The sequence below is a fragment of the Ensifer adhaerens genome (assembly GCF_002940685.1).
In the GTDB taxonomy this organism is placed as follows: domain Bacteria; phylum Pseudomonadota; class Alphaproteobacteria; order Rhizobiales; family Rhizobiaceae; genus Ensifer; species Ensifer adhaerens_E.
In genome coordinates, this window is the sequence record NZ_PNFP01000013.1 from 209,960 (window position 1) to 235,628 (window position 25,669).

The window sequence follows — 25,669 nt, forward strand, 5'->3', positions numbered from 1 at the left end:
TTCATCAGCCTTTCAAACACAAAGGAGAGTGCCCCGCTTCCGGAGCCGGGCCCAGAGCATATGGTATTTCAAACTGAGAGCGACCGCTCGGCCGACGAGCAACCGGTCAAGATCAGTATCAAGAGCGTTTTCAAGGTTTTTGGCGAGCGGCCGGATGAGGCGCTGAGCCTGCTTAAAGCCGGTAGCACCAAGGCGGAAATCCACGCCGAGACGGGTTGCACCATCGGCGTCAACAACGCGACCTTCGACATTCGGGCCGGCGAGATCTTCGTCATCATGGGACTTTCGGGTTCCGGCAAGTCGACGATGCTGCGCCTCCTCAACCGCCTGATCGAACCGACTTCCGGCTCCATCGAGATCGACGGCAAGGACGTAGCGCGTTTGCCCCGCAGCGAACTGATCGCCTTGCGCCGCCGTGAGATCAGCATGGTCTTTCAGTCCTTCGCGCTGCTGCCGAACCGTAGCGTTATTGACAACGCGGCTTTCGGCCTCGAGGTCGCCGGCGTCGGCGAGGCCGAGCGCAAGGCCCGCGCCCGGATGGCTCTGCACGCTGTCGGGCTGGAAGGTTACGACGACAGCCGCCCCGACCAGCTCTCCGGTGGCATGAAGCAGCGCGTCGGCCTTGCGCGCGCGCTGGCCGCCGAACCCTCCGTGCTCCTCATGGACGAGGCCTTCTCCGCGCTTGACCCGCTGATCCGCACCGAGATGCAGGACGAACTCGTCCGCCTTCAGGCCGAACACAGCCGGACCATCGTCTTCGTCAGCCATGATCTCGACGAAGCCATGCGGATCGGCGACCGCATCTGCATCATGCAAAATGGTGAGGTCGTGCAGGTGGGCACCCCGGACGAAATCGTATTGAAGCCCGCCAACGATTATGTGCGTTCGTTCTTCCGCAATGTCGATGTCTCTCAGGTCTTCCGCGCCGGCGACGTCGCCCGCAAGACGCAAGTGACGATCATCGAGCGACAGGGTGTTTCGGCCGCAGCTGCACTTGAGCGCATGGAACACTACGATCGCGAGGTCGCCATCATTCTCGGCCGCGACAAGACCTATCACGGCATGGTCAGCCGGTCTTCGTTGATCGCAAACGCCCGCGACGGCGCCGCCGATCCTTATCGGCGCGCCTTCCTGCCGGATATCGAGCCGATCCCCGCGTCGGAAAGCTTGTCCAACGTGCTTGGGAAGGTGGCTGCAAGCGCCTTCCCAATGCCCGTCATCGACGAAGCCAACCGCTACCTCGGCTCGATCAGCAAATCCGCGCTGCTCGAAACGCTCGATCGCACCGCCTGATCCAGCCCTTCGGAGACTATCCATGACTTTCGATATCGGTGACGGCGTCGACAGCGCCGTCAACTACATCCTCGACAATTTCGCACCGCTGCTCGATCTGATCGCTGCCGCCATCGGCACCGTGACAAACAGCATCCAGGCGGCACTTCTTGCCACGCCCCTGGCCCTCGGGCTTGCGGCCTTCGTGCTCTTGTCGCTATGGCGCGTCGGCCTCGGCTTTGCGGTCTTTACCGCCCTTTCCCTGATGCTGGTCGAACACATGGGCCTTTGGTCCGCGATGATGGAAACGCTGTCGCTGGTCATCGCATCGACGCTCGTTGCGATGCTCATCGGCCTGCCGCTCGGCATCGCCATGGCGCGCAGCGATCGCGTCGCGGCATCCGTGCGACCCATGCTGGACCTCATGCAAACCATGCCGGCCTTCGTCTACCTCATTCCGGCGGCGATGTTCTTCGGCCTTGGCGCCGTGCCCGGGACGATCGCAACGGTGATCTTCTCGATGCCGCCGGTCGTGCGGCTCACCAATCTCGGCATCCGTCAGGTGCATGTGGAGTTCATCGAGGCCGGCAACGCCTTCGGCTGCACCGCCTGGCAGCTGCTCGTGAAGGTGCAGCTGCCGAACGCCATGCCGTCGATCATGGCCGGCATCAACCAGACGATCATGCTTTCGCTCTCCATGGTGGTGATCGCCTCGATGATCGGTGCGGGCGGCATCGGCAACACGGTCCTGACCGGGATCCAGCGTCTCGACGTCGGAACCGGTTTTGAAGGCGGTTTCGCCGTCGTCATTCTCGCCGTCATTCTCGACCGGATCACCCAGAGCTTCGGAAAGGAGCGCGCCAGCCCGTGGCGCGTCCTGTTCCGCCGGCGGGAGGAACAGCCCCGGACCTCGCCTGCCACCGCCTGAAGCTGCCTGGCACTGCGGACCTTCCTATCCATCTGGCGGCGCTCGCGTTGCCGACTGCAAACCTTCAAGAAAGGAGCACCCATGTTCAAGACCCTTGCGACCATCAGCCTTGCGGCCGGCATTGCCGCCGGTACGTTCGGCGCAGTTTCGGCCGAGGATAAGGCACCGGTCAGGATCGGCTGGGCCGCCTGGTCGGACGCCGAGTTCGTCACCAAGCTTGCCGCAAGACTGATCAAGGACGAACTCGGCCAGGACGTCGAACTGGTCCAAACGGACATCGCCCCGCTGTACCAGGGTGTCAGCCGCGGCGACCTCGATGCCATGATGATGGCTTGGCTGCCCGAAACCCACGCCGACTACTTCGCCAAGGTGAAGGACAAGGTAACGACCCTCGGGACCGTCTACGACGGCGCCAGGCTCGGCTGGGTGGTGCCGAAATACATTCCCGAAGACGCCATCGCCTCAATCGACGACCTCAAGAAGGACGAGGTGAAGGAGACGCTCAAGGGTCGGATCGAGGGCATCGATCCCGGCGCGGGTCTTACGCGCCTGTCCGAGCAGACAGTCAAGGACTACGCACTCGACGGATACAAGCTGCAGATCTCCAGTGAGGCCGGCATGCTGACGACCATTGACCGGGCGATGCGCAAGAAGGAGTGGTTTGTCGCCACGGCCTGGAGCCCGCACTGGATGTTCGGCAAGTACGAGCTTCGCTATCTCGCAGACCCGAAAAACGCGCTCGGCAAGGCCGAACGGGTGGACGTGCTCGCGCGCAAAAATATCGAAAAGGACAATCCGGAAGTTTCAGCCTTCCTGTCGCGCATGAAGCTGCCTCTCGCCGATCTAGAAGCCGCGATGTTCAACGCCCAGCAGACCTCCTACGAAAAGGCGGTCGACCAGTACATCGCGGATCATCCGGACCAGATCAAAGCCTGGCTCGCCAAGGACGATGGCTGAGCTCTGCCGCTCGCGTCCACAACCGACGCCCGCGATCTCGTTGCGGGCGTACCTCCCGACAGAAGGATCATCGACATCATGAACGACATGCTTGCACCCCGCGCCACGGCCGACGCCACGGACGACACGATCGGCGGCCGCATTTCGCTTGCCCGCGATGCCATCAAGCTTTCGATCGAAGAAATATCCGCGATCGCGGGTGTTACCGAAGAGACCTGGATCAGCTGGGAAAACGACCGCGCAGAACCGAGGGCCAACCGCCTCGACATGATGGCCGGCATCCTGCAGGTCAACATCGCCTGGCTTCTCGATGGGCGAGGAACAGGGCCGGTGGAGGCGAGGTAGTCCGCACGGACTGGCCGTTCGGCGCGCTCCGGAAGTACGCCAACACCACCACAGGTAATCGTCGCTGCGGTCGCAGCCGCCTATTTTTCGCCAATCGGGGCCGAGACTGATCCGGCCCTTCTCAAGCCTTCCCGATGACGTTCCTTGGTCACCGCCCTTAAACGGACGCTGCTTCCAGGCGGGCGCCTTCAAAACGCGCGCTCATCGCAAGGATCGATCCTGCATCCGGCATCAGGCATGCAGCTGTCGCCAGTGCGTCGGCGATGGCGGCGGATGGTGCCGAGACCGATACGGAGCGCCAGTTTGCCGGCGCGGGCATTCCGGTCAGGGGATCGAGAATATGTCCGTCTCTGGCTCCCTGATCGAAGGTCGTGCCGAGAGGGGCAGAGGTAGCGACCGCCCGCTGGCGCAACGGCAGGCGCTCGCCCGACTCCAGTCGGACCGGCCATCCGCCGCCGCCCGGCTGTCCACCGAGCGCGCGGAACTCGCCGGTGTCGATCAGGATGTCCGTCAGGCCCTCAGCATCGAGCAATATCGCGACCCGGTCGGCGACATAGCCCTGGCCGATGCCGTTCAACGTCAGCGCCATGCCCGGCCGTAGCGTGATCGCTGCTGCTTCAAGCTTGACCTTGCCCCAACCGACGTTGGCTCGCACGTGGTCAATCTCTGCCGAGCCGGGCCGCGTGCCGTTTGCAGCCGAATCGGCCCAGAGCCTCCAGAGCGACTGTACCGTCGGATCGAAGCGCCCGTCGCTTGCCAGGTGGACTGCGTCGGCCAGTGACAGACATTCCAGAAGCTCGAATGGCGGGTCTTGAAGATGACCGTCGCGGTTCAGCCGGCAAAGCGCGCTGTTCGGACGGTAGAGGCTGAGGATGTTTTCCAGGCGGTCGATCTCGGCCATGACCCGAGCGATGATGGTCTCGGCCTCCGGATGATCAATCCGGATCGATGCGCGCGCGCCAAGAGCCTGGCCGGTCCAGAAGCGGGTTGCCGCGTTGGCGTGGGCGATGGCGGGCGCTGTTGCGAGAACGGCAGAAATGGCGATCAGGCGGCGTCGGGTCAGCAGCATGGGATCAACCTCCGGCTGGATGGGGCAATGCGCGCAGACGGCCAAGATAGTCGTCGTCGTCCGCTCCCTGTTCCGATCCGGTTTCCACCGGGGTCAGAACCATGGCATCGGTAATATCGGCGAGCGCGAGCACCTGGCCGCCCTCGGCAAGGACAAAGGCCGCAGCCTCGTCGCGAGTTGCAAACGGCACGGCTTCGGGCGCGCCCATGCCACCCCGCCGGGCAGAGCCGACGACGTAGAACGCCTTGTCGGCGGCAATCCAGTTGCCGTCACCAGGCTGCTCCCAGGTTGCCCCTGCAGCCCCCATGTCATTGACGTAGATGACGAGGATCGGCGCAATCTGCTCCGGCCCGCGCGCATAGGCGATGGCATCGCGCACCTGACTGAAGAAGAGCGGCGCCGGGCTTCCTTCCAGAAAGATCTGGGCCTTCGGGCCGGGGTGCTCCAGAAGGTTCATCTGGCAGTAATGACCGAGGGTCTCAGGCGTCATGTCCTGCGGCACGATGCTTTGGGCTACGTCCTCCTTGCAGGCGGAAAGGATAGCCAGAGCGGCAGCGAGCAACACGAAACGAAGTCGGCTCCTCATGGGGTCACCTTTCGGAAGGCTGCCGCGGCAAGTGCGATGGCAGCGAGTGGCCACAGGAGAAGCGAGGCGGACGATTGCCAGAGCGGGATCGTGCCGGCGGCGCCGCCCAGTCCGCCGGCGGCGGAAACGGCCTGTGCGGCCGAGAGGTTGAAGACGCGAAACGCGTCGGCCGGGTTGGCGAGCAACGCGACAGGCAAGGCCTGTGTGGTGAAGGCACCGCCTCGATCCGTGACGATAAGCGCCAGCAGGGCCAGGTCGTAGAGCACCACCGCCACCAGCCAGAGGGCGATGGCCAAACCGGCCGCCCCCGACGGCCGTCGCGCCAAAGCCGAAAGCGCATAGCCGGTGCCAAGAAAAGTCGCACCCAGCAGCACCGAGGACCAGATCAGCCGCCATAGGGCGCCAAGTCCCGCGGTCGCTCCAGGATCGAACCAGACGGCTGCGAGCGCCGCCGCGCCATAGCCAAGCGTCACGGCAAGTCCGAGGATTGCGAGATGCGCCAACAGTTTGCCGAGCAGGATCTGCAGGCGCGAGACGGGATAGGTGAGAAGCAGTGGCAGCGTGCCGCGTTCCACCTCGCCAGCCACCGCATCGAAACTCATCAGCAATGCAAGAAGCGGAACCAGGTAGACCGCAAGCGAGGTGAGCGAGGCGACCGTCACGGAGAGCCGGTCAACGCCGACATCACCCGTGGGAGCGGAGCCGGCTGCGGCCAGCACCAGAGCGAACAGCACCATCATGCCGGTGGCGATCGAGACCCAACGATTGCGGAAAGCGATGCGGAATTCGCCCGCGGCGGTGGCAAGGATGCGGTTCATTGCCCGTCCCTTCGGCTGAAATGGCTGTAGATGTCCTCGAGGCTGGGCGGGATGACATCAAGATCGGCAACGGCGCTTCCAAGCGCCGCGATCCGGGCAAGGAGCGGCAGTTTTTCCGGCTGCGAACAGCCAAGGCGCAAGAGACCGTCCTCCCCTTGCACGCCCTCGGGAAACATTGCTGCCAGCGCCGGCGCATGGCCCGGTGCGGGGCGGACGGAAAGGCCGACCGGAAGGGCCGCACGGGTCCGAAGATCGGCAAGCGTACCCTCGGCCACCAGTTCCCCACCGGAAAGGATGAGGATGCGGTCGGTACGGGCCTCCACCTCGGTCAACACATGAGAGGAAAGCAGGATGGCAGTTCCTTCTGCAGCCAACCCGTCGAGCAGGTCATAGAAGTCCCGTCGCGACACCGGGTCGAGGCCGGAAGTCGGTTCGTCCAGCACGAGCAGCCGGGGGCGGCCGATCAGCGTCTGGGCGAGGCCCACCCGCTGTCGCATGCCCTTGGAATAGGTGCCGATCCGCCGCCGCGCCGCATGACCAAGTCCGACCCGCGCAAGAAGCTCTGTGGCCAGCCTCGGGCTTTCGCCGCGCAGTGCAAGATAGTGGCGAAGCTGCTCCTCGCCTGTCAAAGCCGGGTGAAAAGCCACATTTTCCGGCAGATACGCCACCTGCGTCCGCGCGGCGGGGGAACCGGGCGCCATGCCGCAGACCGAGACCTCGCCGCTGTCGAAAGGGATGAGGCCAAGCACGATCTTCATCATCGTCGATTTGCCCGCACCGTTATGGCCGAGCAGCGCCGCACGCCGTCCCGGCTCCAGCGCCAGGGAAACCGACTTCAGCGCTTCCACGGCTTGAAAGCGCTTAGTGAGCCTGGAGATTGTCAGCGTCGGTGTCATCGTAATTTCCTTCGGTCCAGCGCCCTTCGGCCTCCGCCTCATAGGCGTGGATTTCGGGCGGGACAGGGATGGTCAGGGGGCGCATCAACGGCGCGCTGTCGCGCACGCCTCCAGGCAGCGTGGCGGGAAAATCCCGCTGGCTCCAGCGGACGATCTGCACGGCCGGCGAGCCGGTGAGCAGGCTTGCCGCAGGCTGCGACCAGAGGATCTGGTCCATCAGGTCGTTGGGGCGGTAGAAGCTGTCGGCAATGCCGTCGCCGTTGAGGTCGAAGGCCGGATGATCGGACCAGAAATTGCCCCGGCCTTCATGGCTCCATTCCATATTGCGGGTGCCTACGTATTTGACCTGCTCGCGGTTGGCCATGAAGGCGTTGCCTGTCAGCACGTTCTTCTCCGAGCCGGCGGTGAAATGAATGCCGATTCCACAGCTCTCGAAGCGGTTTCCCCAGACCAGGTTCTTGTGGGCATTGTAAATGAACAGGCATTTCTTCGTGCCCCCGCGCACCAGATTGCCTGATACGTCGGCATTGTTGGCATAGTTCAGCATCAGCCCGTGTTCGCGGTCGCCGAGGCTGAGATTGTTCAGGATCTTCGCGCGGTTGGAGAACATGATCGCGAAGCCGAGATGGTTCCCGATCGAGACGTTGTCGGAAACCTCGGTGTTGCGGGTGTACATGAAGTGCACGGCAAAGCGCAGGTCGCGCATGATGTTGCGGCGATAGATGCTGTCGGCGCTGGCGTTCGAAAAGATGCCGTCGCGACCATAGCGGATGACGTTGTCTTCGAGCAGCGTGCCGGGGCTGTTCCAGACATAGATGCCGTTACCGCGCTCGTTCATGCGGGGGTTGCGCGTCCCGACGATCTCGTTCGCCGCGACAACGGCGCCGCGGCCGCCATGGACGTCGATGCCGTGCATGTTATCGGTGACGAGCAGTTTTTCGACACGAGCGCGATCGGCCCCTTGAACGATCTTGACCCCGGCGTCGAGATCCTGATTGATGCGGCCCGAACCGGTAACGGTGAAGCCGGTCAAGGTGACATCGGGCGCGGCAATCGTCACCACACTGCCCTGCCCGCGCCCATCAACCACCGCTCCGCGCGGACCGGTGACCGTCAGTGGCCGGTCGATGGTGACGGGGCCGTCATAGGCCCCGTCGGTCAACACCAATACATCGCCGGGTTCAGCCCCGGCGATGGCTGCGGCAAGACTGCCCGCACCCGGCACGACGGCACGCTCCGCCGCTGAGAGCGGCGAGGCGAGAAGAAAGCCGATCAGGAGAACGGACAGCCGCATCGATCAGGCGCCCTTCGGTTCCACGAACATGCGGCCGCGCATTTCCATGTGCAGGGCATGGCAGAACCACTGGCAATAGTACCAGTAGACGCCAGGGTTGGCCGCAACGAAGGTGACGGAACTCGTCTGTTGCGGTCCGACCTCCATCGCCACGCCGTGATTGCCCATGGTGAAGCCATGGGTAAGGTCATCAATCTCGTCGAGATTGGTGACGATGACCGTGACTTCGTCGCCTTCCTTCACCGTGAAGCTCGGCTGGCTGAAGCTGGGCGCGACCGAGGTCATGTAGACGCGAACCTTGTTGCCGTCGCGGATCACGGCCTCGGTCCATTCGTCGATGTTGACCTCATCGGCCTCGGCCTGCTTGCGCGTTTCGGCCCATAGCGGATCCTTGCGATCCCAGACCGAGCGGATGTTCGGCAGGATCGAGGGGGAGACGGCGATGGCGTCATGCGGCTCGGCGAAGGTCGGGCCGTCGTGGACCAGCACCATCTTGTCACCGGAAATGTCGATCAACTGATCGTTTTCCGGCTTCAGAGGGCCGACATTCAGGAACCGGTCCTTGGAGAACTTGCACAGGCAAACGAGCCAGTCGTTGGCGGCATCCAGTGTTTCGCCCATCACCGTCTTCAAGTGGCCGGGTTGATACTGAACGTCGAGCTTGTCCTTGATCGGGTTGATCTTTTCACCGGCGTAGGCGCGTATGGCCTCATCGATGTTCCACTTCACCACCTGGCTGTCGAGGAACAGCGAGGTATAGGCGTTGCCGCGCCCGTCGAAGGCCGTGTGCAACGGACCGAGGCCGAGTTCCGGTTCTGCAACCACCGCGCTGCGCGGTTCGGCATTGTCGTAAAACAGGGCATCGAACTTCGTCACGTCCAGCACGGTGACGGTGGGCGAGAGCTTGCCGGCAACGCACAGATGCTTCCGGTCCGGCGCCATGTTGCAGCCGTGCGGGTTGTTGGCGATCGGAATGTAGCGCGTGAAGAGCGACTTGGCCTCCTTGCGCCCGTCCACCACCTTGACGCCGTTGATCTCCTCGTATTGTCCGGCAGCGATTGCCTTCTCGATCTCGGCGAGATTGAAGACGACGATATGGTCCATCTCGGACTTGGTCATCTCCTCCAGCGTCATGCCCATTTCGGAATTATAGCTGGTCGAGAACGCCCACTTGCCCTCGTAGTCGGCGTCGCAATTGTCGAGGTTGCCCGATACCTTCACCTGCCAGGCCACCTCCCACTTGTCGGCATCGACGGCGGTGAAGATGTTCACGTAGGTCGCCACGTCCGTCATCGTCGAGCCGTCGTTGACGAGCGGCGCCTCGTCCTCGCCGTTGCAGAACACATAGTTCGAACGCGGCCATTTCTGCGGACGCATGCCGTGGATGCCCTTGGCGTTGGGGATCTCCAGGATGGCGTCGGTCTTCATCACGTCGCAGCGCACGCGCGCCACGCGCGTATTGGCCTTGTCGTTCATGAACAGGTAGCGGCCGTCATATTTGCCGTCGGTGAAGGACATATGGACGTGGTGCAGGTCGCCGTTGTCGTGAATTTTCTTGCCGTTGGCGGCAAGCTGCTTCTTCGTCTTCTCCGTCATCGTGCGCTGATGGATCCGGATCGATTCATTGGTCTGCCCCCAACCGGTGGCCGAGCAACGGTTGAACACCGGCACGCGCATCAGTTCGCGCATCGAGGGAATGCCGAGAATGCGCATCTCGCCGGTCTGACCGGAAGACCAGAAGCCGTAGTAATCATCCAGCTTGCCCGGTGCGACCGAGCCGTCGGCGCCTGTCGCCGCACGGGCCGGTGTCACCAGCCCCGCAGCGCCGAGGCTGAGTGCGGCCGGCCCCACCGTGCCGGCCAGGATGGCGCTGCCTGCAGTCGCGCTGAAAAGCGCTCGCCGGCTTAGTCCCTTGTGTTCCTTTGATTCCATCATCTGGTTCCTTTTTGCTTGAACCTTGGCTTCGATTAAACTTTGGCTGCGGGCTGATGGGTCGGCACGCCACCCGGGCTTGCCGCAAGCTTCGCCCGCGACTTCATCTTCTTGATCACGACGGGGCAGACGGTTTCGGACTGGTAGAGCACCTGGCAGTGCAGACAGTTGATGCACTCGTTCGGATTGATCTCGCCGGTCCGGTGGATCGCCTGCACCGGACACTGGTGGGCGCAGGTCTGGCAGGGGTTGCCGCATTCGTGGTAGCGCTTGAGCCAGTCGAACATGCGCATCCGCGCAGGGATCGCGAGCGCGGCACCGAGCGGGCAGAGATAGCGGCAATAGAACCGCTCGACGAAGAGCCCGGCGACGAGAAGTGCGACGGCATAGGCCACGAACGGCCAGGCGCGGATGAACTTCAGGATGATCGCTGTCTTGAATGGCTCGATCTCGGCCAGGTGTTCTGCCTGCTCGACGCTGATCAGCGAGATCCCGAAAAGGCCGAGGAAGATCATGTATTTGATCGGCCAGAGCCGCTCGTGCAGCCCCCAGGGCAACGTCCATTGCGGGATACGCAGCTTGCGCGCGATCTGGTTGGTCAGCTCCTGCAGGGCGCCGAAGGGGCAGAGCCAGCCGCAATAGGCTCCGCGTCCCCAGAACAGGAGTGCCGCGGCAACGGCAAACCACAGAATGAAGGTCAGCGGATCGAGCAGGAAAGCCTGCCAGCTGAAGCCGTTGACGAGACTGCCGAAGAGCGCCATCAGATTGACAACCGAAAGCTGCGCGTTGGCATACCAGCCAAGAAAGACCAGCGTCACCGTCAGGAAGACTATGCGGAAGATGTAGAACGCTCTTGCGTTCCTGACCGCATAGGTCTGGAAGAAGAACACCCCGGTCAACACGACCAACATGGCGCCCAGCACGACAATCTTCAGCTTCGAGTCGTCCCAGATGCGTTTCCAGAGGTCCGCCTGTGCCGTCCCCTCGTCACGATCGGCAACTGCGGCAACGTCCTTCACCGGTGGCGCGACAGCACGCAGATACCGCTGCGGAAGCTGGTACCCCAGATCGAACGTATGAAAGACCTTTTCGACCGGTCCAACCTCGCGCTGCGCCAGAAGCTGTATGCGGAAGGGTTTTGTCGGGTCGAAGCCGAGACCCGCCGGGATGCGGAACAGGTCCATCTCGTTGAATTCCGGCGCGCCGGCAAGCGCGATTGCCCCCAGGCGACGGTGGTCGCGATCACGAAAACGAACGGAAACATCGTCCTGGATCAGCACGATGCGGTCAAAGATGCCGCCGCGCACATAGCCCGAGCCCTTGAAGGAGTAGAGCCCGCGCCCCACAACGGCGACCGCGTGCTCGCCTTCGCCGAGCCAGGCCTCAAGGTTCTTCTCCTCGGCTGACCCGAGAAAGGCCTTGCCGATAGGGGGAACCGAAACCAGTGCCGCCTGCATCTCGATGAAGGTCGTTTCCGGCGCTTGCTGAATGGCACGATCACGGGCGCGCTCATCGGGATGGCCGGCGAAAGCAGCATTGACCTGCGCAACGTCGAGCGACAGGCGGCGCAGCGTACCGTCACCTTCTGCCTCGACCCAGTCGGCCGGCGCGGCAGCCGCGGGATCGATCTGGAAGCGAGGGCCGGCATTTTGCGCTTCCGGCGTCAGTCCGCCGAGGCCGAGCGCGCGCGCGACCTTGAGCCCGGACCGAACGATCGAATCGTCGATGACCATGACCGTCACCGTCGCGCCCGAGATGATATCCACCTCATGGGTCGTGCCGCCGGATTTCGCCTCGGCGACCAGATCGAGGCCGGCATAGCCTGCAACGAGCGCCTTCACCTTGGCATCCGGAATGCCGATGAGGACGATGGGCTCCGAATGCTTCACCAGCCGGACGCCGACGATCTTGGCGTCCTTGTTCACCGCCACGAGCGTATGGATCGGCTTGCCGGAATAGCCGGTCGTGCCGACAAAATCCGAGGTAAGAAAGACCCAGGCTACCGTCTGGCCGCCCTTCAGCACCGGGGCCACCGCCACATCGTCACGCACCGGGCCGAAACCGTCCGCACCCGGCACAAGATCCGACGCTGTGGCAGCGGGCAAAAACTCCTGCAGCACCGATGCCGCGCTGGCGGATACGGCGCCGCACAGGCTGAGGCAGAGCAGAAGGACAAGACGGAAGAGTTTCATTCCAGGGTGTTTTCCCGCAAATCGTTGCCGGAGCATTGAAACTTTGGCGCGAGACATTCTTTGATCTAGCTCAAACAAAGACAGCTTCGTTGATTGCAATCTTTGATTGTCACATATCGTGCACGGCTTGATGTTCAGGTGGATTTGGGGAACGGATTTCGCGTCAAGCCGCCGGCCGGCGGACGCAAGTGCGATACCTTTGAAGGCGGATCGGCCGGCCCATGGCCCGCCCTCCCCCGCGATATCTGCCAGAGGGCGGCAGGCGACCATCATCCACAACTACTGAGTGTCATGCGATTAAGTTCTGCCCTGTGAGCTCGGTTCGTAGGGCGCGATTGATCGCCGCCGCGCCTCGTGAGGTCACGGCGGCGCCAACTTCAACGGTAAAGGCGTGTGCGGCACCGAGCGCCGGTTGCCTGCGCAAACATCTCTGAAGCTCCGCTTGCTCACGTTGGGCAAAGCGATGCGGACAGATCTGCCGGGGTCTCACCCCACAGGACGCGGCGCCGGTGGAACAGCGGCGCCACCGCTGCATCAAATGCCGGAGAACCTCGGAAACAGGACGCTGTTTTCCAGATGCATATGCGTGACGAGATCATCGCAGAATTTTCGGAGACCGACATAGAGCGCCGTCCAGGACCTGCATGCGCCGTCCGGAAGCGCAAATCCATGCGTCAAATGCTCTATCAGGGCGAGGCTCCGGCTTTCGCATGCATGATCGTCCCGCATGCCGGCAATCAAATGTTCGAAATCCGGATCAGGCTCATGGCGCATCATCGGAAAGAGCGCGAGCTCTTCCCGCGCCATGTGGGGAAGAAGGTGATCCTTGAGATCAACCAGCGCGTCTGCAAGGCCCAGAGGCGCGGAGCGATGCGCACCGTGCACGTGCTCCACCTTTTGCGCAAGCGGGATCAACCATTCCAGATCGGTGCGGTGCGTCTGGTGATAACGCTCGAGAATATGAGCGATAAGCTCGCCCGTACCATCCGGTGCGTCGCGTCTCGCGGCAAGCTCAAGCCCCTGAAGCCGCGCCAGCAGATCGGTGGCCTCTAAATCGGCATCCGCCGCCGCTTCCGCCAGCGGCACGTCGCCGCCACAGCAAAATCCGATACCATGCTGCCTGAAGAGTTCCGCGGCGCCGGGAAGCTCGCATGCGATCACTCCGACGGCGGTGTCCAATGTGTACTCTGTCAATGTGCTCTCCTTGATGCCGAAAAGGTCGTGATCCACGATCGATGTCGAAGCGGGACCGATCCATGACCCGTTGATCCAGGGAGAAGCTGGGGCAGTTTTTCCAATCGCTCTTTGTCGAAACGCAACTTCAATCCGGAGAGATCGCGACCAAGGACCCTAGCCGGTATTGCCGTGACGACGGCGCCAGTTCGCCAGGCGCTCGCGATCGAACGAGAAGACTTCGTCGATCACCGTGCCATCGGCAGATACCGTTGCAGTCCAGAGACGGCCGCCGCACGGCAGCGTCAACCTGAACGTACCTAGGTCCTCCCCCTGACCGACCTCAACCTGGCTCCTGACTTCTCCGCGGCCGAGGCGGTTTCGGAGCTCGGTCGGCGGCAGTCGCAGCGCCGATGACATGGTCGCCGCCGGCACGGAAAAATCGGCATCGCGCTCGACGCGCAAAATTCGTCGGCTTGTCAAAGTCAGCATAGGACCGCTCTTTCCGACAACACCTCTGCTTTCGCGAGCGGAGGCGGCGGCCTCAGGCGATCACGCGATGCCTCGAGACGAACGGCAAGAAGATCGAGCATAGATCCGCCATCCGCACCGCCGGTCGGTACACCGGCAAACAGTTCGGCAACTTCAATCGCGCAATCGCATAATGTCGGATCCCCCTTTTCCGTGTCGACCATGATTTGCGCCCTCCGCTATGTTCGATCGTCCTGCAGATGGACGCTCTTCGCGAAACCTGTGTGATCCTTGTTAGCGGCGCTGCGGCACGGCCTCGTTGCGCTGACGCAAGCTTCGACGTTCGCCTCGACATTGCGCGGACTTGAGCGGCACGACCTCCGCGATCACCTGCGAAGGGAGGCAAGGCGAACGGCCGCGTCGTCGAAGGGTCACGACATGACCCTACCGCGACGAAGACGAATGCGCCCCGAAGCCCAAAAGCGCGCCGAGCTCCGAACGCTTGCCCACGAGATCGGCGAGCGTGTACTTGTCGAAAACCGCCACAAAGGCGGCCGTGGCTTCCGAAAGCACGCTCGGCAAGGCGCAGGCGGGCGCGATACGACAGCCGTGGCAATCTATCAGATCTGTGAGCCCTTCCGTATGCCGAAGCAGGGCGCCGAGATTGATCTCGTTCGTCGGCCTCGCGAGGCGTATGCCGCCATTGCGACCGCGCACGGACTCCAGAAACTCAGCGCCCGCAAGGTCCTGAACAACCTTCATCATATGGTTTTGCGAGACGGAGAACGTGTCCGATATCTCCCGGATCGAGCTAAGCCCCGATGGCCGTGATCCCAGATAGATCATCAATCGCATTGCGTAGTCGGTATACTTGGTGAGCCTCATCGGGGTCTGCGTCAAAAAGTCCAATCCAAAAACATGCATTTGAATAGCATGTTTGTCCTCGCATAGATAGATGCATCTGAGATACATATTTAAGCGCGGATTTGCGATGAGCTCGCGAGCTATAACCGAAACAGACATCCGAACGATCGTTGAACGTTTCGACGCCGAAGTACGACCCGACCAGGTCTTGAACGCTGGCTTGAAAGCGGAAACCCGCTCGCCGGTCATCATCCCCCACCGGATGTGCCCCACCACCTCCCGATCGTAGGCCCGGTGAAACTTCAATTGCACTTCTACGATCACCAACCTGCCCCACTGATGCACCGCATCGAAAGGAAAGATCATGCCGAAACCACTCTCACCCGAGACCGTTCAGATCGTGAAGGCCAGCATCCCGGCCCTCGCGGCACACGGGGCCGAGATCACGAAGAGCATGTATGCCCACCTGTTCCGTGACGATCATATCCGCGGGCTGTTCAACCATGCCAATCAGGGCGAAGGCGGCTCACAGGTTAACGCGCTTGCCGCCGCCATTGTGGCCTACGCGCAAAACATCGATAACCTTGCCGTGCTCGGCCCCGTGGTCGAGCGGATCGCGTACAAGCACATCGGGTATCATATTCTGCCCGAGCACTATCCCTTTGTGGCCACCGCCCTTCTCGCCGCCATCGAGGATGTGCTCGGAAGTGCAGCGACACCTGAACTCTTGAATGCATGGGGCGAGGCTTACTGGTTCCTGGCCGATATCCTCAAGGAGCGCGAAGCCGAGATACGCGGCGAACTGCTGAAGCGCTCGGGCGGCTGGGATGGCTGGAGAGACTTCGTCGTCGACGCGAAGGTTCGCGAAAGCGATGTCGTCACCTCGTTTGTCTTGAAACCCAAGGATGGCGGTCGCGTTGCGCGCCACAAGCCCGGCCAGTATCTGACGCTTCGCTTCCAGCTGGAGAACGGCCAGGAAATCAAGCGCAACTACTCGATCTCCAGCGGTCCCAGCGATAGTTTTTACCGCATCTCGGTCAAGCGGGAAGCGCAGGGACAGGGTGGATCTCGATACCTCCACGATCACGCGAGCGTCGGCATGGTTCTAAGTGCGACCCCGCCGGCCGGCGACTTCTTTCTGCCCGAAGCGCCACAAGCACCGGTCGTGTTGCTCTCGGGCGGCGTTGGCCTGACGCCGATGGTGAGCATCCTGGAGACGATCGCCGAGGAGCATCCGAACCTCGAAGCGCATTTCGTCCACGGCGCGCTGAACAGCGGGACGCATGCCATGGATCGGCACGTTCGCAAGCTCGCCGACGCGCATGGCAAGATCAGGATCAGCAGCTTCTACAGCGCACCAACGGCCGAGGACGCGGTCGGACTGTCTCACGATTTCGACGGCTTCATCACCGCAGAGTGGCTTCGCAAGAATACACCCATTGAAAATGCCGAATTCTATCTCTGTGGACCGAAGCCGTTCCTTCGTGCCCTCGTTCCTGCGCTGGCCAGAGAAGGCGTTTCAAGAGAGCGGGTTCACTTCGAGTTCTTTGGCCCGTCCGACGAACTGATTGCCGCCTAAAGGCGGCAAAAACGAAACGTGGCATCGTCACTCCGATCCTGCGGCCGGCGCGTTCCGTGCCGGCCGCATCTGCCGTGGAGCGTTCTGCCGAAACGCTCGCTCTCCGGCTTCAGATCACCTGCGCCGTAACGGAGTGAATCGAGTTGTTGCCGTAGCCCAGACGGTTCCACTCCGCGTGCTCGGGTTGTGTCCGGCCCGCCATGTCGGTGGCACGCGCCCGCACGGCGAGTGGCCCTGAATGCTCAAGTCGCGTGATCAGCTCCCACCATTGCCAGGCGGCCCGCCGTCGTTCGCCAACGAGCCGCGCCGCGCGCCACGGGCCACCGTTCAGGCTCACGTCGACCCTGGATATGGTGCCTGCACCCGACCAGGCGACACCTCGGATCGCGGTCTCGCCGCACGGCAGTTCCTCGCCCTCGTCAGGCGAAGAGATCAGTGCTCGCACGTTCATCAGCTTCACCGGCGCGCGCTCGGCTTGCCCATTTCGCACCCAATTGTACCAGTATTTCTCCGCTTGAAAGTACGCCCCGCAGGGCCTGTCTGTAACGACGATCTCCGTCAGCCACTTGATGGACGCCACCGCGTACCAGCCCGGTACGATCAACCGCAATGGATAGCCATGAGGCCGCGATAGCGGCTCGCCGTTCATCTCGTAGGCAAGAAGCGCTTTCGTCTCACGAACCTGGTCCAGGCTGAGGCCACGCTCGAAACGAATCGTCGCGCCGTTGCCGTTGACGACGCCGCTGTCGGCGCCGCGAAACGTGAGTTCCGTCGCGCCCGGTCGCAAGCCCGCTCGCTCAAGCACCTCAATCAAGTGAACGCCGGTCCATTCGGCGGTGCTGACAGCGCCCAGGCCCCAAGCTTCGCCAGGCACCGCCGGATCGAACAGACTCCGGCCGTTGCCAGCGCATTCCAGCGTCACCACGAGGCTTTCGGCGCGCAGGTTGTGGAGCTCCCTCATGCTCAGGCTAAGCGGCCTTTCGACCAGCCCGCCGATCGAAAGCCTGTAGCTCTCCTCATCGAGGCTCGGGATATCGAAGTGATTGCGCAAATAGAACCGACCGTTCGGCATCACTGCCCCGCCGGCAAGGTCCGGCACCGAGGTCTCGCAATTCAACGGGTGAGCACTGTGAATGAGAAGGCCAGCCTCGGTGGCATCCTGGCACACATCTGCTGGGTTGAGCACCCCTGCAGCAACGTCCACCGGGCGCCGATCGCAGCCGCCGCCCGAAACCATCGCGGCACAGGTCATCGCTGCCGTCACTTCGACCTCGCCGGCATGACGGAGAGGCGCCAAGAATGCCTGAAGCACGGTCTCATCCGCTGCCTCAGCAATGAAGAACAGTGAATGTGAGCCCCTTGCGACAGCTTCGGCCTTGATCAGCACGCCGTGGCGGGCAGCGCTCGGGCGGCTCAAATGGCTCAGCAGCATCGCGCCCTGGGCCGGATCGCGCGCGGGACAGGCTTCGGGTGAGTGCCGATGGTGGACAATAAACAGAGGCATCGAAGACTCCCGAATGGTGCCGGTCGAACGGGCTGTTCGGTCCGGTACGATCAATGGTTGTTCATTTCAGCACCTGCATGATCAGATAGAACGACACCGCCTCCTTGCCAGGATTAGACGCCGTAATTTTGGATGCACACCCCCTGTCAACGGCGCTCGGAACAGGTTGGCCTTGATGTCGTGAGGCTGCAGGTCCGCCTTGGACCGGAATGTGAAACAGATCCCTTTCCATCCTCAATCATGAACTGGCGATATCCGCGATCGCGGCGGATAGGGCCGCGAACGAGAGAATGGAGAGCGATCGCCAGAACAGGGCCGCCGTCCCGAAGCTCTGAGACGAATTGCGCTAAACCGCTCCGTATTGGTTGAGATGATATTCCGGATGGGCATGTAGCCCATGCGGTCAGCAAGCGCTCCGGACCCTCGGCTTCCCCAGTTCCGGCCAGTCCACATCTCGCGGGCCGACGGGGGTATTTTTACCCTATTGAATCCCACTCTGCTTTAGATTGTATTCCGCGCGACGATACGATTGACAAGCATGGCAATGGCGAAAGAAACACCCTTCAGCGCGGTCACCCGCAAGATGCTCGACAACTGGCTCCAGACCGACCCCGAGCACCCGACGTCACCGGACACCGTGTATCGCGACATACTCGACATGCTGTCGATCAAAATGCGCCTGACGGTGTTCATGGTCGATGGCGACGATCCCAAGCGATGGTTCATGAAGGCAATCCGCCATTCCGGCTTCACCTCGCGCATCCTCAACATCAACAAGATATTCGCCGATGCCTATATCGGTGACTTCAAGGATCAGCGCTACATGGAAGAAGCGGTGATCCCGCGATTGTCGCAAGTACTCGACAGCCAGCAGCCGTCCATGGAGTTGGTGAAGACGAGGCTCTTCGGTGTCAACCTCGGCTATGACCGCATTCTTCTGCCCCAGCGCAATGCCCATAGGCCGGAATGGATCATTTCGTCGTCCTATGCCCAGTTCCTTCTGAGCCCGCCGCAGAGGCATGAAAAGCTGGATGTGGGCGACGAAGCGATCGTGCAGCTCCTGATCGAGGGAGCGACCGCAAAGGAGATCGCCGTATCGCTCGACGTTTCACATCGCACCGTCGAGCATCGGCTGGAACGGATGAAGGAACGGTACGGGGCCAGGAACACGGTGCACCTGGTGGCGATGCTGATTGCCACGCATCTTGACCGCTCGCGGCGGAGCGAGAACCACTGACGGCCGGCTAGCGGAACAGCTCCAGTATTCTCCGCGGTTCGGAGTTCGCGATACCGAGAGCCTGGATCGCGAGTTGCTGTTGCGCCTCCAGCGCCCTGAGCTTGACCGAGGTCACCGCCATGTCGGCGTCCACCAGCCGCCCGATGCCCTTCGTCGCCGTTTCGATCGCCTTCTTGTTCAGCTCGTCGTAGGTATTCAGCGCCGACTGCACCGAGCCGACATAAGCCATGTTCGACGTGAGTTGCTCGATCTTCTTGTCGATGTTCGCGACCAGATTGCTGTAGAGCCCCTGCCTGTCCGAATCGTGCCTGACAACGTGGTTCTCGATGGACTGAAGGATATAGGTCGGACTGACAGGGTAGGCTTCCGGGTCGCCCGTGACCGGATTGGAAAGCGGCATGTTGAACCAGTAGATGGCGGCCGGAGTGAACGTTCCCGGCGCATCGATGATGTCGCTTCCGTCAAACAGCGTCTTCTCGGGATTGTACTCGCCTGGATAACTGGTCGGATAGCTCCCGAAGTCGTCATTCAGCAGGAGGGTGTCCATGGCGCTGACATCCATCGTCTGCACCTTGCCGTCGGCGTAGCCGATGACGAACGAGAATACCTGCTGGCTGGCTTTCACCGGCTCGTTCTTCTCGTGGTAAAGCAGATTCACGCCCGCGAACGAGGCGGCCAGCATCGCGCCTCTGGCCTGGTCCTGGAGCTGCTGTATCCGCACGTCGATCTTGTAGACGTCCGACTTGGCGTATTCCGGATCGAGACTGAAGGCGGGCTTGACGATGTCGCGCATGCCGGGCTTCGGCATGTCGCTCGCGGTGATCGCGAGGTTACGGATTTCCACGAAGGACTGCCTCACGGTCTCCATCGCAGCGTAGGCGGTGTCCACGATACCCATCGCCAGTCCGATACTGTCGGTGACAGCTCCCATCGCCTTCACATCCGAACGCATCGTCGTCGAAATCGACCAGTAAGCGGCATTGTCGGCCGCAGTCTTCACCCTCAACCCGGACGACAATCTCTGCGACTCGTCGTCCAGCCTCGCACCGATCAGGCGTATAGTGCTGAGGGCGGACATAGCGGATGTGTTGGTGAGAATGCTTGTCATAAGGCGAGCCACTGTAAGATTGCGCGAGTGTGGCATCGTCATGTGCCGTGGAGCGGCAATCGCCGCGCCGCGAATGTGGTTCATGAGGCGTTAACGAAGACGGCGAGCTTACAGGGTAAAAATACCGCAAACGTACCAGGCGAAGGTCGGCGTCTCGTTCCCGACGAAACATTGGCCGGCAGCCCGGAGATCAATGTCAATGCCCGCGTTGCTGACGGCCGCCCACAGGGTCAAACCGTGAAGATTGTGCATTCACCATTCCATAGGAGCGAGCGGCCGGCTGCACAGCCGGCCCGAACACCAGCGCATTCTCGGCGATGGTCAACGCCTGGAATTCGACTTGGTGCTCTATGTATTCATCTGGCCCAGAACGTGCCCATCGGCCAACGCGCAAGGTTTCCCAGAAAGTAGCTCCGGCGGGTACATTGTCAGCGTACTTGCAGCGTCGGCGTCGCCTCAGCGCGGGGCAACCGCGCCCGCATAGAAACCGCCGTCGCCACCGTAATAATCCTGCCTGACACTACTCGCACCGCCGGCGGTCTGAGAGCATCCCGCGAGCGCGGTGAGTACGAGCAACAATGTGACAATACGCATTGGGTTTGATCCTTCGTTGGCTGCTGCACACATAGCTATCGGCGAGGGCCCGTACAACCAGGCGACAACACAACGTTCAACCAACCCTGCGAACACGTTGCTGAAACGGAAACGCGCAACCGGTCCACGTTTGCCACAGCCAACTTTCGGAGTTGATCATGAGCACGGCCGAATCCGACTAACTTCTCAGTCAATGTGAACCGCCGCCGCCCGTGTTCCAGGCGATACTGCAACTTCAGAGGTCCAAAGCAGGATCGCGGTACCCGTCGAATGAGCACGGTGAATGCCGCCCTAGTGGTGGCCGCGGACGGTCAGCATCGCCTTGGCGACTAATCCCCCACATACCCCGTGATCTTGCCGTGAAGCTCCGAGACCTTGTCTAGGCGCCCTTCGACCGCATCGCCGAGTTCGTGGAAGACGCTGTTGATGAGCAGGTTGCCGAGGCTGGCCATCTGGGCGGTCGATTCCCAGAACATGCCGAAATCTGTGGGCACGACGAACATCTCGTCGGAGAGGTCGCGGCCCCAGTCGCAGAAGGCATCGGTGACGAGCGTAATCGGGATCTTTGCCTTCTTGGCCTCGCGGGCAAGGACCAGGTTCAGGCGCGAATAGCGGCGGGCTTCGAAGATCACCAGGCAGGTTGATTTCGGCGGGTTCAGCAGGAGCTCGCTGAAGTTTCCGCCCGAAATGTCGGCCAGCTGGACACCGGGGCGCAGGTACTGGAGCTGGTTGGCGAAGTACTGAGCGATACCGCGCTCCGTCTGGAAGCCGGCAACGAAAATCTGGGGCGTGTTTGCTAGGCGCTTGACGGCGCGCTGCCACTCCTTGGTGTTGGCGAGCTCGTAAATCCTGAGCAACGCGGCGATCTCCAACTCAAGGCTGCGCGCCTGGGCGTCGCCGTTCTGGCTGCGGTCACGGAACTCCCGCAGCCGATCGCCGGCCAACCAGGGTTGGTTGCCGATATTGTCCCTGAGATCCACCTTCAGATCCTTGAAGCGCGCATAGCCAAGTGCGCGGCAGAAGCGCCCCACCGTCGGCTCGCTGACGCCGACCTTGGCTGCGAGCGTCGCCGAGGTCTCGAACGGCAAGCCGTTCAGGTTGGCCAGCATGTAGTTGGCCAGCGCCTTCTCGGCATTCGTGGCGGTGGCAAGCTTTTCTGCGAGCCGCCGGCGGACCGATTCCGTCATCCTGATCTCCCTCAAAGAGGCGTTTGCAATATTTCTATCACAAAGGCAATTGACGTTTGTTTTTTTTCAGAATAGCTTCGCCTTGCAGATTGTCCTGAGAAGAGAGAAAGAAAAATTCTGCCAGGCGCCTCGACTGAAATATAACATTCCGGAAAACCGGAAATAAAACCACGCGCGGATTGGGATATTATCCGGGCGATTACTTTTGTTATTTCGAATATAATACTGAACATCCTCTGCGATACCGTGGCGGCATGAAAAGCCTTTGACAATTTACTCAAGGGAGGAGTGAGTATGAACAGGCGCAAGTTTCTTGTTTCGACATCGATGCTGACCCTGGCTGCCGGCCTCGGCCTGGCAACCGGACGCCCAGCGCGGGCTGGGGGAACGGAGGCCGTGTTCGTGCTCGCCAGTTCCGAAGTCGGTGCTGCATCGCAGGATCCGATACGAGCCACCCTTCTGAGCGTCGTGGCGATGCTGGTCTATGACCGGCTGATCGAACAGGATGTCGATCAGTCCTATCATCCCCACCTCGCTCAATCCTGGGAAACCAGCGCGGATGGCAAGACTTGGACCTTCAAGCTGCGGCAAGGCGTTCGCTTCCATGATGGTGAACCGTTCAACGCCGAGACCATAGCGTGGTGGATACCCAAGTTCAAAGGCAGCCCCAACGAGTACCTCGTCGATGCCATCGAACGCGTTGAGGTCGTCGACGAGCATTCGTTCCGTTTCGTCATGAAACGGGCCGACCCGAACCTGATCTACAACCTTGCCTCCGCCTTCATGGGCATTCCTTCGCCCAAGTCCTATGACGAGGCTGGCGACAGTTACGGCGTGACGGTGGCGGTCGGAACCGGCCCCTACAGGATGGAGAGCTTCTCCGTCGGCCAGGAAACGGTGCTGGTTGCCAATGAAGAGTACAGCTGGGGCTGCGATCTCTCCGACAACAAGGCTGCGCCGCATATCAAACGGCTCACCCTGCGCGAAATTCCCGATGCTTCGACGGCCTTCCTCGAGCTGAAAACCGGCGGCGTCGGCATGCTGCTGGGCGTCCCCAGCCAGTTCCTGCCGCAGCTCGAGGCGGACGACAACATCAGCTTCCGCAGCCTGCCCGGCATGGGCGTGACCTATCTCGGATTCAACACCCGCAAGGAACCGTTCAACGACCATTCCGTGCGCCAGGCGACGGCGCTGGCAGTCGACCAAGCCGCCATCCACAAGAGCGTCTTCAATGGCGTCGGCCTGGAATCGCACCAGTTCCTGATCAGCTCGCTGGCGGAATCGAAGATCGATCCGGCGCTGGAAATCCATCATGACCTGGCGAAGGCCAACGAAATTCTCGACACGAGCGGGTGGCAACGCGGCGGCGACGGCATCAGGACCAAGGACGGCAAACCGCTGACGATCAAGCTGACGGCACAGTCGGAGACCTCGTTCAAGCGCACCGCCGAGGTTGTCCAGGCGCAGCTCAAGGCAATCGGCATGGATGTCGAAATCGTCATCTTCGACAATACCTCCGTCGTCGACCAGCTCAAGAAAGGCGAGCACCAGCTGGCCGTGCGCCATTATGACTGGAACAACGCCGACATTCTCGACTGGTTCTTCAGCACGACCAACATTCCCTATCCGAACTCCACTGGCTGGCAGGGCGAGAAATCGCAGGAGTTGCGCGACATCGCCATGCAGCAGTCGAAGACGCCCGAGGAGCGTGTGGTCAATTTCAGGAAGTACCAGGAGAACCTGATCGCCAACTTCCTGTTCGCGCCGATCCACGAACCGGTACAGAACTACGCCTTCAACAAGACGCTGCTCGACGTGCCGGAAAAGCTGCGTGGCACCCAGTTGGTGCAGGCGTCCGTCGTCGACATCAAGGTAGTGGACTAGGCAATGATCGCTTTCACGTTGAGGCGGCTGCTGTTGCTGCTGCCGGTGTTCTTTGTCGTCTCGCTGGTGGTGTTCTTCATCATCCACCTGGTGCCGGGTGACCCCATCGACAATCTGATGCGGGCCGGCTCGACGCCGGAACAACGCCTCCAGATCGCCGCGAAGTACGGCCTCGACCGCAGCCTGGTCGAACAGTACCTCACCTGGATGGGGCGGCTGCTGACCGGCGACCTCGGCACCTCGATCATCCAGGGGCGCCCGGTCAGCACGCTGATCGCACACAACATGCCCTACAGCCTCCAGCTGGGCATTGCCGCGCTGCTGTTTTCGACGTTGACCGGCATCGCCGCGGGCGTCATCGCGGCAAGCTATCAGGGCACGCGCGTCGACGACGCCATCACCGGGTTCATCCTGCTCGGCTCCACCGTGCCGAGCTTCTGGCTCGGCCTGTTGCTGATTCTGGTGTTCGCGGTATGGCTCGGCTGGGTGCCGGTGTCGGGGGCACGCGGCTGGACCTCGCTCATCCTGCCCGTGATCGCGGCCGGCCTCGGCGGCATAGCACTCGTGGCGCGGGTGACGCGCATCGCCATGATCGAGACGGCGCGGCAGGATTTCGTCGTGCTGCTGCACGCCAAGGGGCTGCCACCGTTCCTGATCCAGCTGCGCCACGTGCTGCGCCACGCCATGGTTCCCGTCGTCACCATCCTCGGCCTGCGCATCGGCTGGGTGCTCGGTGGCGCTGTTACCATCGAATATGTCTTCGCCCGCCCGGGCCTGGGCTCGCTGCTGATCCGCGCGCTGAACCAGCGTGATTATCCCCTTGTACAAGGTTGTCTTCTGATGCTTGCGATGGCTGTCATCGTCGGCGCCCTGATCGGCGATATCGTCCAGGCCGCCATGGATCCCCGCCAGCGCGAGGCGCGGTCATGACGGACCGTCGCACGCTGGCGTTTCTCAACGCCGTCTCGACCTTCAAGGGCGGTATCTCGGGTGCGTTCCTGCTGCTGTTGGTTATCGCCGCGCTGTTGGCGCCATGGCTGTCGCCATATCCCTATGACCTGCAGGACCTCGGAGTCATGAACCAGGCGCCCTCGATGACGCATCTGCTCGGTACCGACGAGTTCGGTCGCGACGTGCTGTCGCGTATGATCACCGGCGCGCGTACGTCGCTTTCGGTCAGCATCACGGCGATCGGCATTTCGGTGGTGCTGGGGCTGGTCCTGGGCGCGACCTGCGGCTACTTCGGCGGGACCTTCGACCGGATCGTCATGACTGTCGTCGACCTGACATGGTCCTTCCCCGAGATCCTGATCGCGCTGATGCTTGTCGCCATCATCGGCCCGGGGCTGGAAGGCGTGGTGATTGCCATCGCCATCGCATATCTCGCGCAGTTCACCCGGCTCACCCGCACACAGATCATGTCGCTGAAGAGCGAAACCTATGTCGAGGCGACCGTCAGCCTTGGCGCCGGCCACACGCACATCCTGTTCTCGCACCTGCTGCCCAACGCCCTGGCGCCGGTGCTGGTCGCGGCGATGCTGGCGACTGGCGACGCCATCATCCTCGAGGCCACGCTCGGCTTCTTCGGGCTGGGCGCCCAGCCGCCGACACCGAGCTGGGGCGCGATGATGAGCTCTGGCACCGCCCAGCTGTTCATTGCGCCGTGGGTCATCCTCCTGCCCGGCCTTGCCGTGGCGCTGACCGTCGTCTTTCTCAACCTCTTCGGCGACGCGCTGATCGCTGCGCTCGACGTCCGTACCAAGCTTAGGGAGGCGTGAG

The 25,669-nt window shown here is 62.0% G+C and carries 23 protein-coding genes; 9 read left to right on the forward strand and 14 right to left on the reverse strand.

The window, feature by feature from the left end:
* Window positions 1–60 precede the first annotated feature (60 nt).
* The 4 genes from proV to C1A35_RS24465 all read left to right on the forward strand — a co-directional run bounded on the left by proV (window position 61) and on the right by C1A35_RS24465 (window position 3,502).
* Window positions 61–1,293, forward strand: coding sequence for a glycine betaine/L-proline ABC transporter ATP-binding protein ProV (gene proV / locus C1A35_RS24450; protein ID WP_104666859.1), 1,233 nt, complete (start codon window positions 61–63; stop codon window positions 1,291–1,293).
* Between the two features lie 22 nt (window positions 1,294–1,315).
* Complete coding sequence (locus C1A35_RS24455) at window positions 1,316–2,200, forward strand: ABC transporter permease (RefSeq protein ID WP_104666860.1); 885 nt, start codon at window positions 1,316–1,318, stop codon at window positions 2,198–2,200.
* 81 nt (window positions 2,201–2,281) lie between these two features.
* Window positions 2,282–3,157: a glycine betaine ABC transporter substrate-binding protein gene (locus tag C1A35_RS24460; RefSeq protein ID WP_104666861.1), complete on the forward strand. Its 876-nt coding sequence runs from the start codon at window positions 2,282–2,284 to the stop codon at window positions 3,155–3,157.
* A 78-nt stretch (window positions 3,158–3,235) separates the two neighbouring features.
* Window positions 3,236–3,502: a helix-turn-helix domain-containing protein gene (locus C1A35_RS24465; protein ID WP_226020894.1), complete on the forward strand. Its 267-nt coding sequence runs from the start codon at window positions 3,236–3,238 to the stop codon at window positions 3,500–3,502.
* A gap of 157 nt (window positions 3,503–3,659) precedes the next feature.
* Here C1A35_RS24465 and C1A35_RS24470 read toward each other — a convergent pair whose 3' ends face one another.
* The 11 genes from C1A35_RS24470 to C1A35_RS36775 all read right to left on the reverse strand — a co-directional run bounded on the left by C1A35_RS24470 (window position 3,660) and on the right by C1A35_RS36775 (window position 15,163).
* Window positions 3,660–4,571, reverse strand: coding sequence for an FAD:protein FMN transferase (locus C1A35_RS24470; RefSeq protein WP_104666862.1), 912 nt, complete (start codon window positions 4,569–4,571; stop codon window positions 3,660–3,662).
* A 4-nt stretch (window positions 4,572–4,575) separates the two neighbouring features.
* Window positions 4,576–5,157, reverse strand: coding sequence for a nitrous oxide reductase accessory protein NosL (locus tag C1A35_RS24475; protein WP_104666863.1), 582 nt, complete (start codon window positions 5,155–5,157; stop codon window positions 4,576–4,578).
* A complete protein-coding gene (locus C1A35_RS24480; RefSeq protein ID WP_104666864.1) occupies window positions 5,154–5,975 on the reverse strand; it encodes an ABC transporter permease in 822 nt (273 codons plus the stop codon). Before C1A35_RS24480 ends, C1A35_RS24475 begins: the two co-directional genes overlap by 4 nt.
* Complete coding sequence (locus C1A35_RS24485; RefSeq protein ID WP_104666865.1) at window positions 5,972–6,871, reverse strand: ABC transporter ATP-binding protein; 900 nt, start codon at window positions 6,869–6,871, stop codon at window positions 5,972–5,974. The genes C1A35_RS24480 and C1A35_RS24485 overlap by 4 nt, the downstream gene beginning before the upstream one ends.
* Entirely contained in the window at window positions 6,837–8,165 is a 1,329-nt protein-coding gene (locus C1A35_RS24490) for a nitrous oxide reductase family maturation protein NosD (protein WP_104666866.1), read from the reverse strand. The genes C1A35_RS24485 and C1A35_RS24490 overlap by 35 nt, the downstream gene beginning before the upstream one ends.
* Window positions 8,166–8,168: 3 nt before the next feature.
* Window positions 8,169–10,100 (reverse strand): TAT-dependent nitrous-oxide reductase, encoded by a 1,932-nt coding sequence (gene nosZ / locus C1A35_RS24495; protein WP_199773009.1) that lies wholly within the window; start codon window positions 10,098–10,100, stop codon window positions 8,169–8,171.
* A 32-nt stretch (window positions 10,101–10,132) separates the two neighbouring features.
* A complete protein-coding gene (locus C1A35_RS24500; protein WP_104666868.1) occupies window positions 10,133–12,289 on the reverse strand; it encodes a NosR/NirI family protein in 2,157 nt (718 codons plus the stop codon).
* 534 nt (window positions 12,290–12,823) lie between these two features.
* Window positions 12,824–13,483: a DUF542 domain-containing protein gene (locus tag C1A35_RS24505; protein WP_104666907.1), complete on the reverse strand. Its 660-nt coding sequence runs from the start codon at window positions 13,481–13,483 to the stop codon at window positions 12,824–12,826.
* Between the two features lie 156 nt (window positions 13,484–13,639).
* Window positions 13,640–13,954, reverse strand: coding sequence for a DUF6522 family protein (locus tag C1A35_RS24510; protein WP_104666869.1), 315 nt, complete (start codon window positions 13,952–13,954; stop codon window positions 13,640–13,642).
* Window positions 13,948–14,157 (reverse strand): hypothetical protein, encoded by a 210-nt coding sequence (locus tag C1A35_RS24515; RefSeq protein WP_104666870.1) that lies wholly within the window; start codon window positions 14,155–14,157, stop codon window positions 13,948–13,950. The genes C1A35_RS24510 and C1A35_RS24515 overlap by 7 nt, the downstream gene beginning before the upstream one ends.
* Window positions 14,158–14,377: 220 nt before the next feature.
* The gene (locus C1A35_RS36775; RefSeq protein WP_234822978.1) at window positions 14,378–15,163 is read right to left on the reverse strand and encodes an Rrf2 family transcriptional regulator; all 786 of its coding nucleotides are present in this window, start codon (window positions 15,161–15,163) and stop codon (window positions 14,378–14,380) included.
* Between C1A35_RS36775 and hmpA the strand changes: the two genes are divergently transcribed.
* The gene (hmpA, locus tag C1A35_RS24525) at window positions 15,162–16,376 is read left to right on the forward strand and encodes an NO-inducible flavohemoprotein (protein ID WP_104666871.1); all 1,215 of its coding nucleotides are present in this window, start codon (window positions 15,162–15,164) and stop codon (window positions 16,374–16,376) included. The two genes, C1A35_RS36775 and hmpA, sit on opposite strands and share 2 nt — an antisense overlap.
* A 109-nt stretch (window positions 16,377–16,485) precedes the next feature.
* On the opposite strand, the gene C1A35_RS24530 is transcribed toward hmpA, so the two are convergent.
* Window positions 16,486–17,880 (reverse strand): sulfite oxidase, encoded by a 1,395-nt coding sequence (locus tag C1A35_RS24530; RefSeq protein ID WP_199773010.1) that lies wholly within the window; start codon window positions 17,878–17,880, stop codon window positions 16,486–16,488.
* A 538-nt stretch (window positions 17,881–18,418) separates the two neighbouring features.
* On the opposite strand from C1A35_RS24530, the gene C1A35_RS24535 reads away from it, so the two are divergent.
* On the forward strand, window positions 18,419–19,117 hold the full coding sequence (locus tag C1A35_RS24535; RefSeq protein ID WP_234822979.1) for a helix-turn-helix transcriptional regulator: 699 nt from the start codon (window positions 18,419–18,421) through the stop codon (window positions 19,115–19,117).
* Window positions 19,118–19,124: 7 nt separating this feature from the next.
* Here the strand turns inward: C1A35_RS24535 and C1A35_RS37120 are convergent, their stop codons facing one another.
* Together C1A35_RS37120 and C1A35_RS24545 are read right to left on the reverse strand one after the other, a co-directional pair.
* Window positions 19,125–20,309, reverse strand: a complete 1,185-nt coding sequence (locus C1A35_RS37120; protein WP_104666874.1) for a flagellin N-terminal helical domain-containing protein — start codon at window positions 20,307–20,309, stop codon at window positions 19,125–19,127.
* Between the two features lie 839 nt (window positions 20,310–21,148).
* Window positions 21,149–22,006 carry a MurR/RpiR family transcriptional regulator gene (locus C1A35_RS24545; RefSeq protein ID WP_104666875.1) on the reverse strand — a complete coding sequence of 286 codons (858 nt, stop codon included), beginning with the start codon at window positions 22,004–22,006 and terminating at the stop codon, window positions 21,149–21,151.
* A 294-nt stretch (window positions 22,007–22,300) separates the two neighbouring features.
* Here C1A35_RS24545 and C1A35_RS24550 point away from each other — a divergent pair, with 294 nt between their 5' ends.
* The 3 genes from C1A35_RS24550 to C1A35_RS24560 are packed head-to-tail and all read left to right on the forward strand — an operon-like array spanning window position 22,301 to window position 25,668.
* Window positions 22,301–23,890, forward strand: a complete 1,590-nt coding sequence (locus tag C1A35_RS24550; protein ID WP_234822980.1) for an ABC transporter substrate-binding protein — start codon at window positions 22,301–22,303, stop codon at window positions 23,888–23,890.
* Window positions 23,891–23,893: 3 nt separating this feature from the next.
* A complete protein-coding gene (locus C1A35_RS24555; RefSeq protein ID WP_104666876.1) occupies window positions 23,894–24,820 on the forward strand; it encodes an ABC transporter permease in 927 nt (308 codons plus the stop codon).
* Window positions 24,817–25,668, forward strand: a complete 852-nt coding sequence (locus C1A35_RS24560) for an ABC transporter permease (RefSeq protein ID WP_104666877.1) — start codon at window positions 24,817–24,819, stop codon at window positions 25,666–25,668. Before C1A35_RS24555 ends, C1A35_RS24560 begins: the two co-directional genes overlap by 4 nt.
* The last annotated feature ends 1 nt before the right edge of the window (window position 25,669 follow it).

Excerpts from the sequence above, each read along its gene's own strand:
- nosZ (WP_199773009.1), bottom strand. The coding sequence starts at position 10,100 with ATGATGGAATCAAAGGAACACAAGGGACTAAGCCGGCGAGCGCTTTTC.
- C1A35_RS24555 (WP_104666876.1), top strand. The coding sequence starts at position 23,894 with ATGATCGCTTTCACGTTGAGGCGGCTGCTGTTGCTGCTGCCGGTGTTC.
- C1A35_RS24510 (WP_104666869.1), bottom strand. The coding sequence starts at position 13,954 with ATGCTGACTTTGACAAGCCGACGAATTTTGCGCGTCGAGCGCGATGCC.
- C1A35_RS24535 (WP_234822979.1), top strand. The coding sequence starts at position 18,419 with ATGGCAATGGCGAAAGAAACACCCTTCAGCGCGGTCACCCGCAAGATG.
- C1A35_RS37120 (WP_104666874.1), bottom strand. The coding sequence starts at position 20,309 with ATGAACCACATTCGCGGCGCGGCGATTGCCGCTCCACGGCACATGACG.
- proV (WP_104666859.1), top strand. The coding sequence starts at position 61 with ATGGTATTTCAAACTGAGAGCGACCGCTCGGCCGACGAGCAACCGGTC.
- C1A35_RS24560 (WP_104666877.1), top strand. The coding sequence starts at position 24,817 with ATGACGGACCGTCGCACGCTGGCGTTTCTCAACGCCGTCTCGACCTTC.
- C1A35_RS24460 (WP_104666861.1), top strand. The coding sequence starts at position 2,282 with ATGTTCAAGACCCTTGCGACCATCAGCCTTGCGGCCGGCATTGCCGCC.
- C1A35_RS24465 (WP_226020894.1), top strand. The coding sequence starts at position 3,236 with ATGAACGACATGCTTGCACCCCGCGCCACGGCCGACGCCACGGACGAC.
- C1A35_RS24485 (WP_104666865.1), bottom strand. The coding sequence starts at position 6,871 with ATGACACCGACGCTGACAATCTCCAGGCTCACTAAGCGCTTTCAAGCC.
- C1A35_RS24490 (WP_104666866.1), bottom strand. The coding sequence starts at position 8,165 with ATGCGGCTGTCCGTTCTCCTGATCGGCTTTCTTCTCGCCTCGCCGCTC.
- C1A35_RS24500 (WP_104666868.1), bottom strand. The coding sequence starts at position 12,289 with ATGAAACTCTTCCGTCTTGTCCTTCTGCTCTGCCTCAGCCTGTGCGGC.
- hmpA (WP_104666871.1), top strand. The coding sequence starts at position 15,162 with ATGCCGAAACCACTCTCACCCGAGACCGTTCAGATCGTGAAGGCCAGC.
- C1A35_RS24480 (WP_104666864.1), bottom strand. The coding sequence starts at position 5,975 with ATGAACCGCATCCTTGCCACCGCCGCGGGCGAATTCCGCATCGCTTTC.
- C1A35_RS24530 (WP_199773010.1), bottom strand. The coding sequence starts at position 17,880 with ATGCCTCTGTTTATTGTCCACCATCGGCACTCACCCGAAGCCTGTCCC.
- C1A35_RS24515 (WP_104666870.1), bottom strand. The coding sequence starts at position 14,157 with ATGGTCGACACGGAAAAGGGGGATCCGACATTATGCGATTGCGCGATT.
- C1A35_RS24550 (WP_234822980.1), top strand. The coding sequence starts at position 22,301 with ATGAACAGGCGCAAGTTTCTTGTTTCGACATCGATGCTGACCCTGGCT.
- C1A35_RS24470 (WP_104666862.1), bottom strand. The coding sequence starts at position 4,571 with ATGCTGCTGACCCGACGCCGCCTGATCGCCATTTCTGCCGTTCTCGCA.
- C1A35_RS24455 (WP_104666860.1), top strand. The coding sequence starts at position 1,316 with ATGACTTTCGATATCGGTGACGGCGTCGACAGCGCCGTCAACTACATC.
- C1A35_RS36775 (WP_234822978.1), bottom strand. The coding sequence starts at position 15,163 with ATGATCTTTCCTTTCGATGCGGTGCATCAGTGGGGCAGGTTGGTGATC.
- C1A35_RS24475 (WP_104666863.1), bottom strand. The coding sequence starts at position 5,157 with ATGAGGAGCCGACTTCGTTTCGTGTTGCTCGCTGCCGCTCTGGCTATC.
- C1A35_RS24545 (WP_104666875.1), bottom strand. The coding sequence starts at position 22,006 with ATGACGGAATCGGTCCGCCGGCGGCTCGCAGAAAAGCTTGCCACCGCC.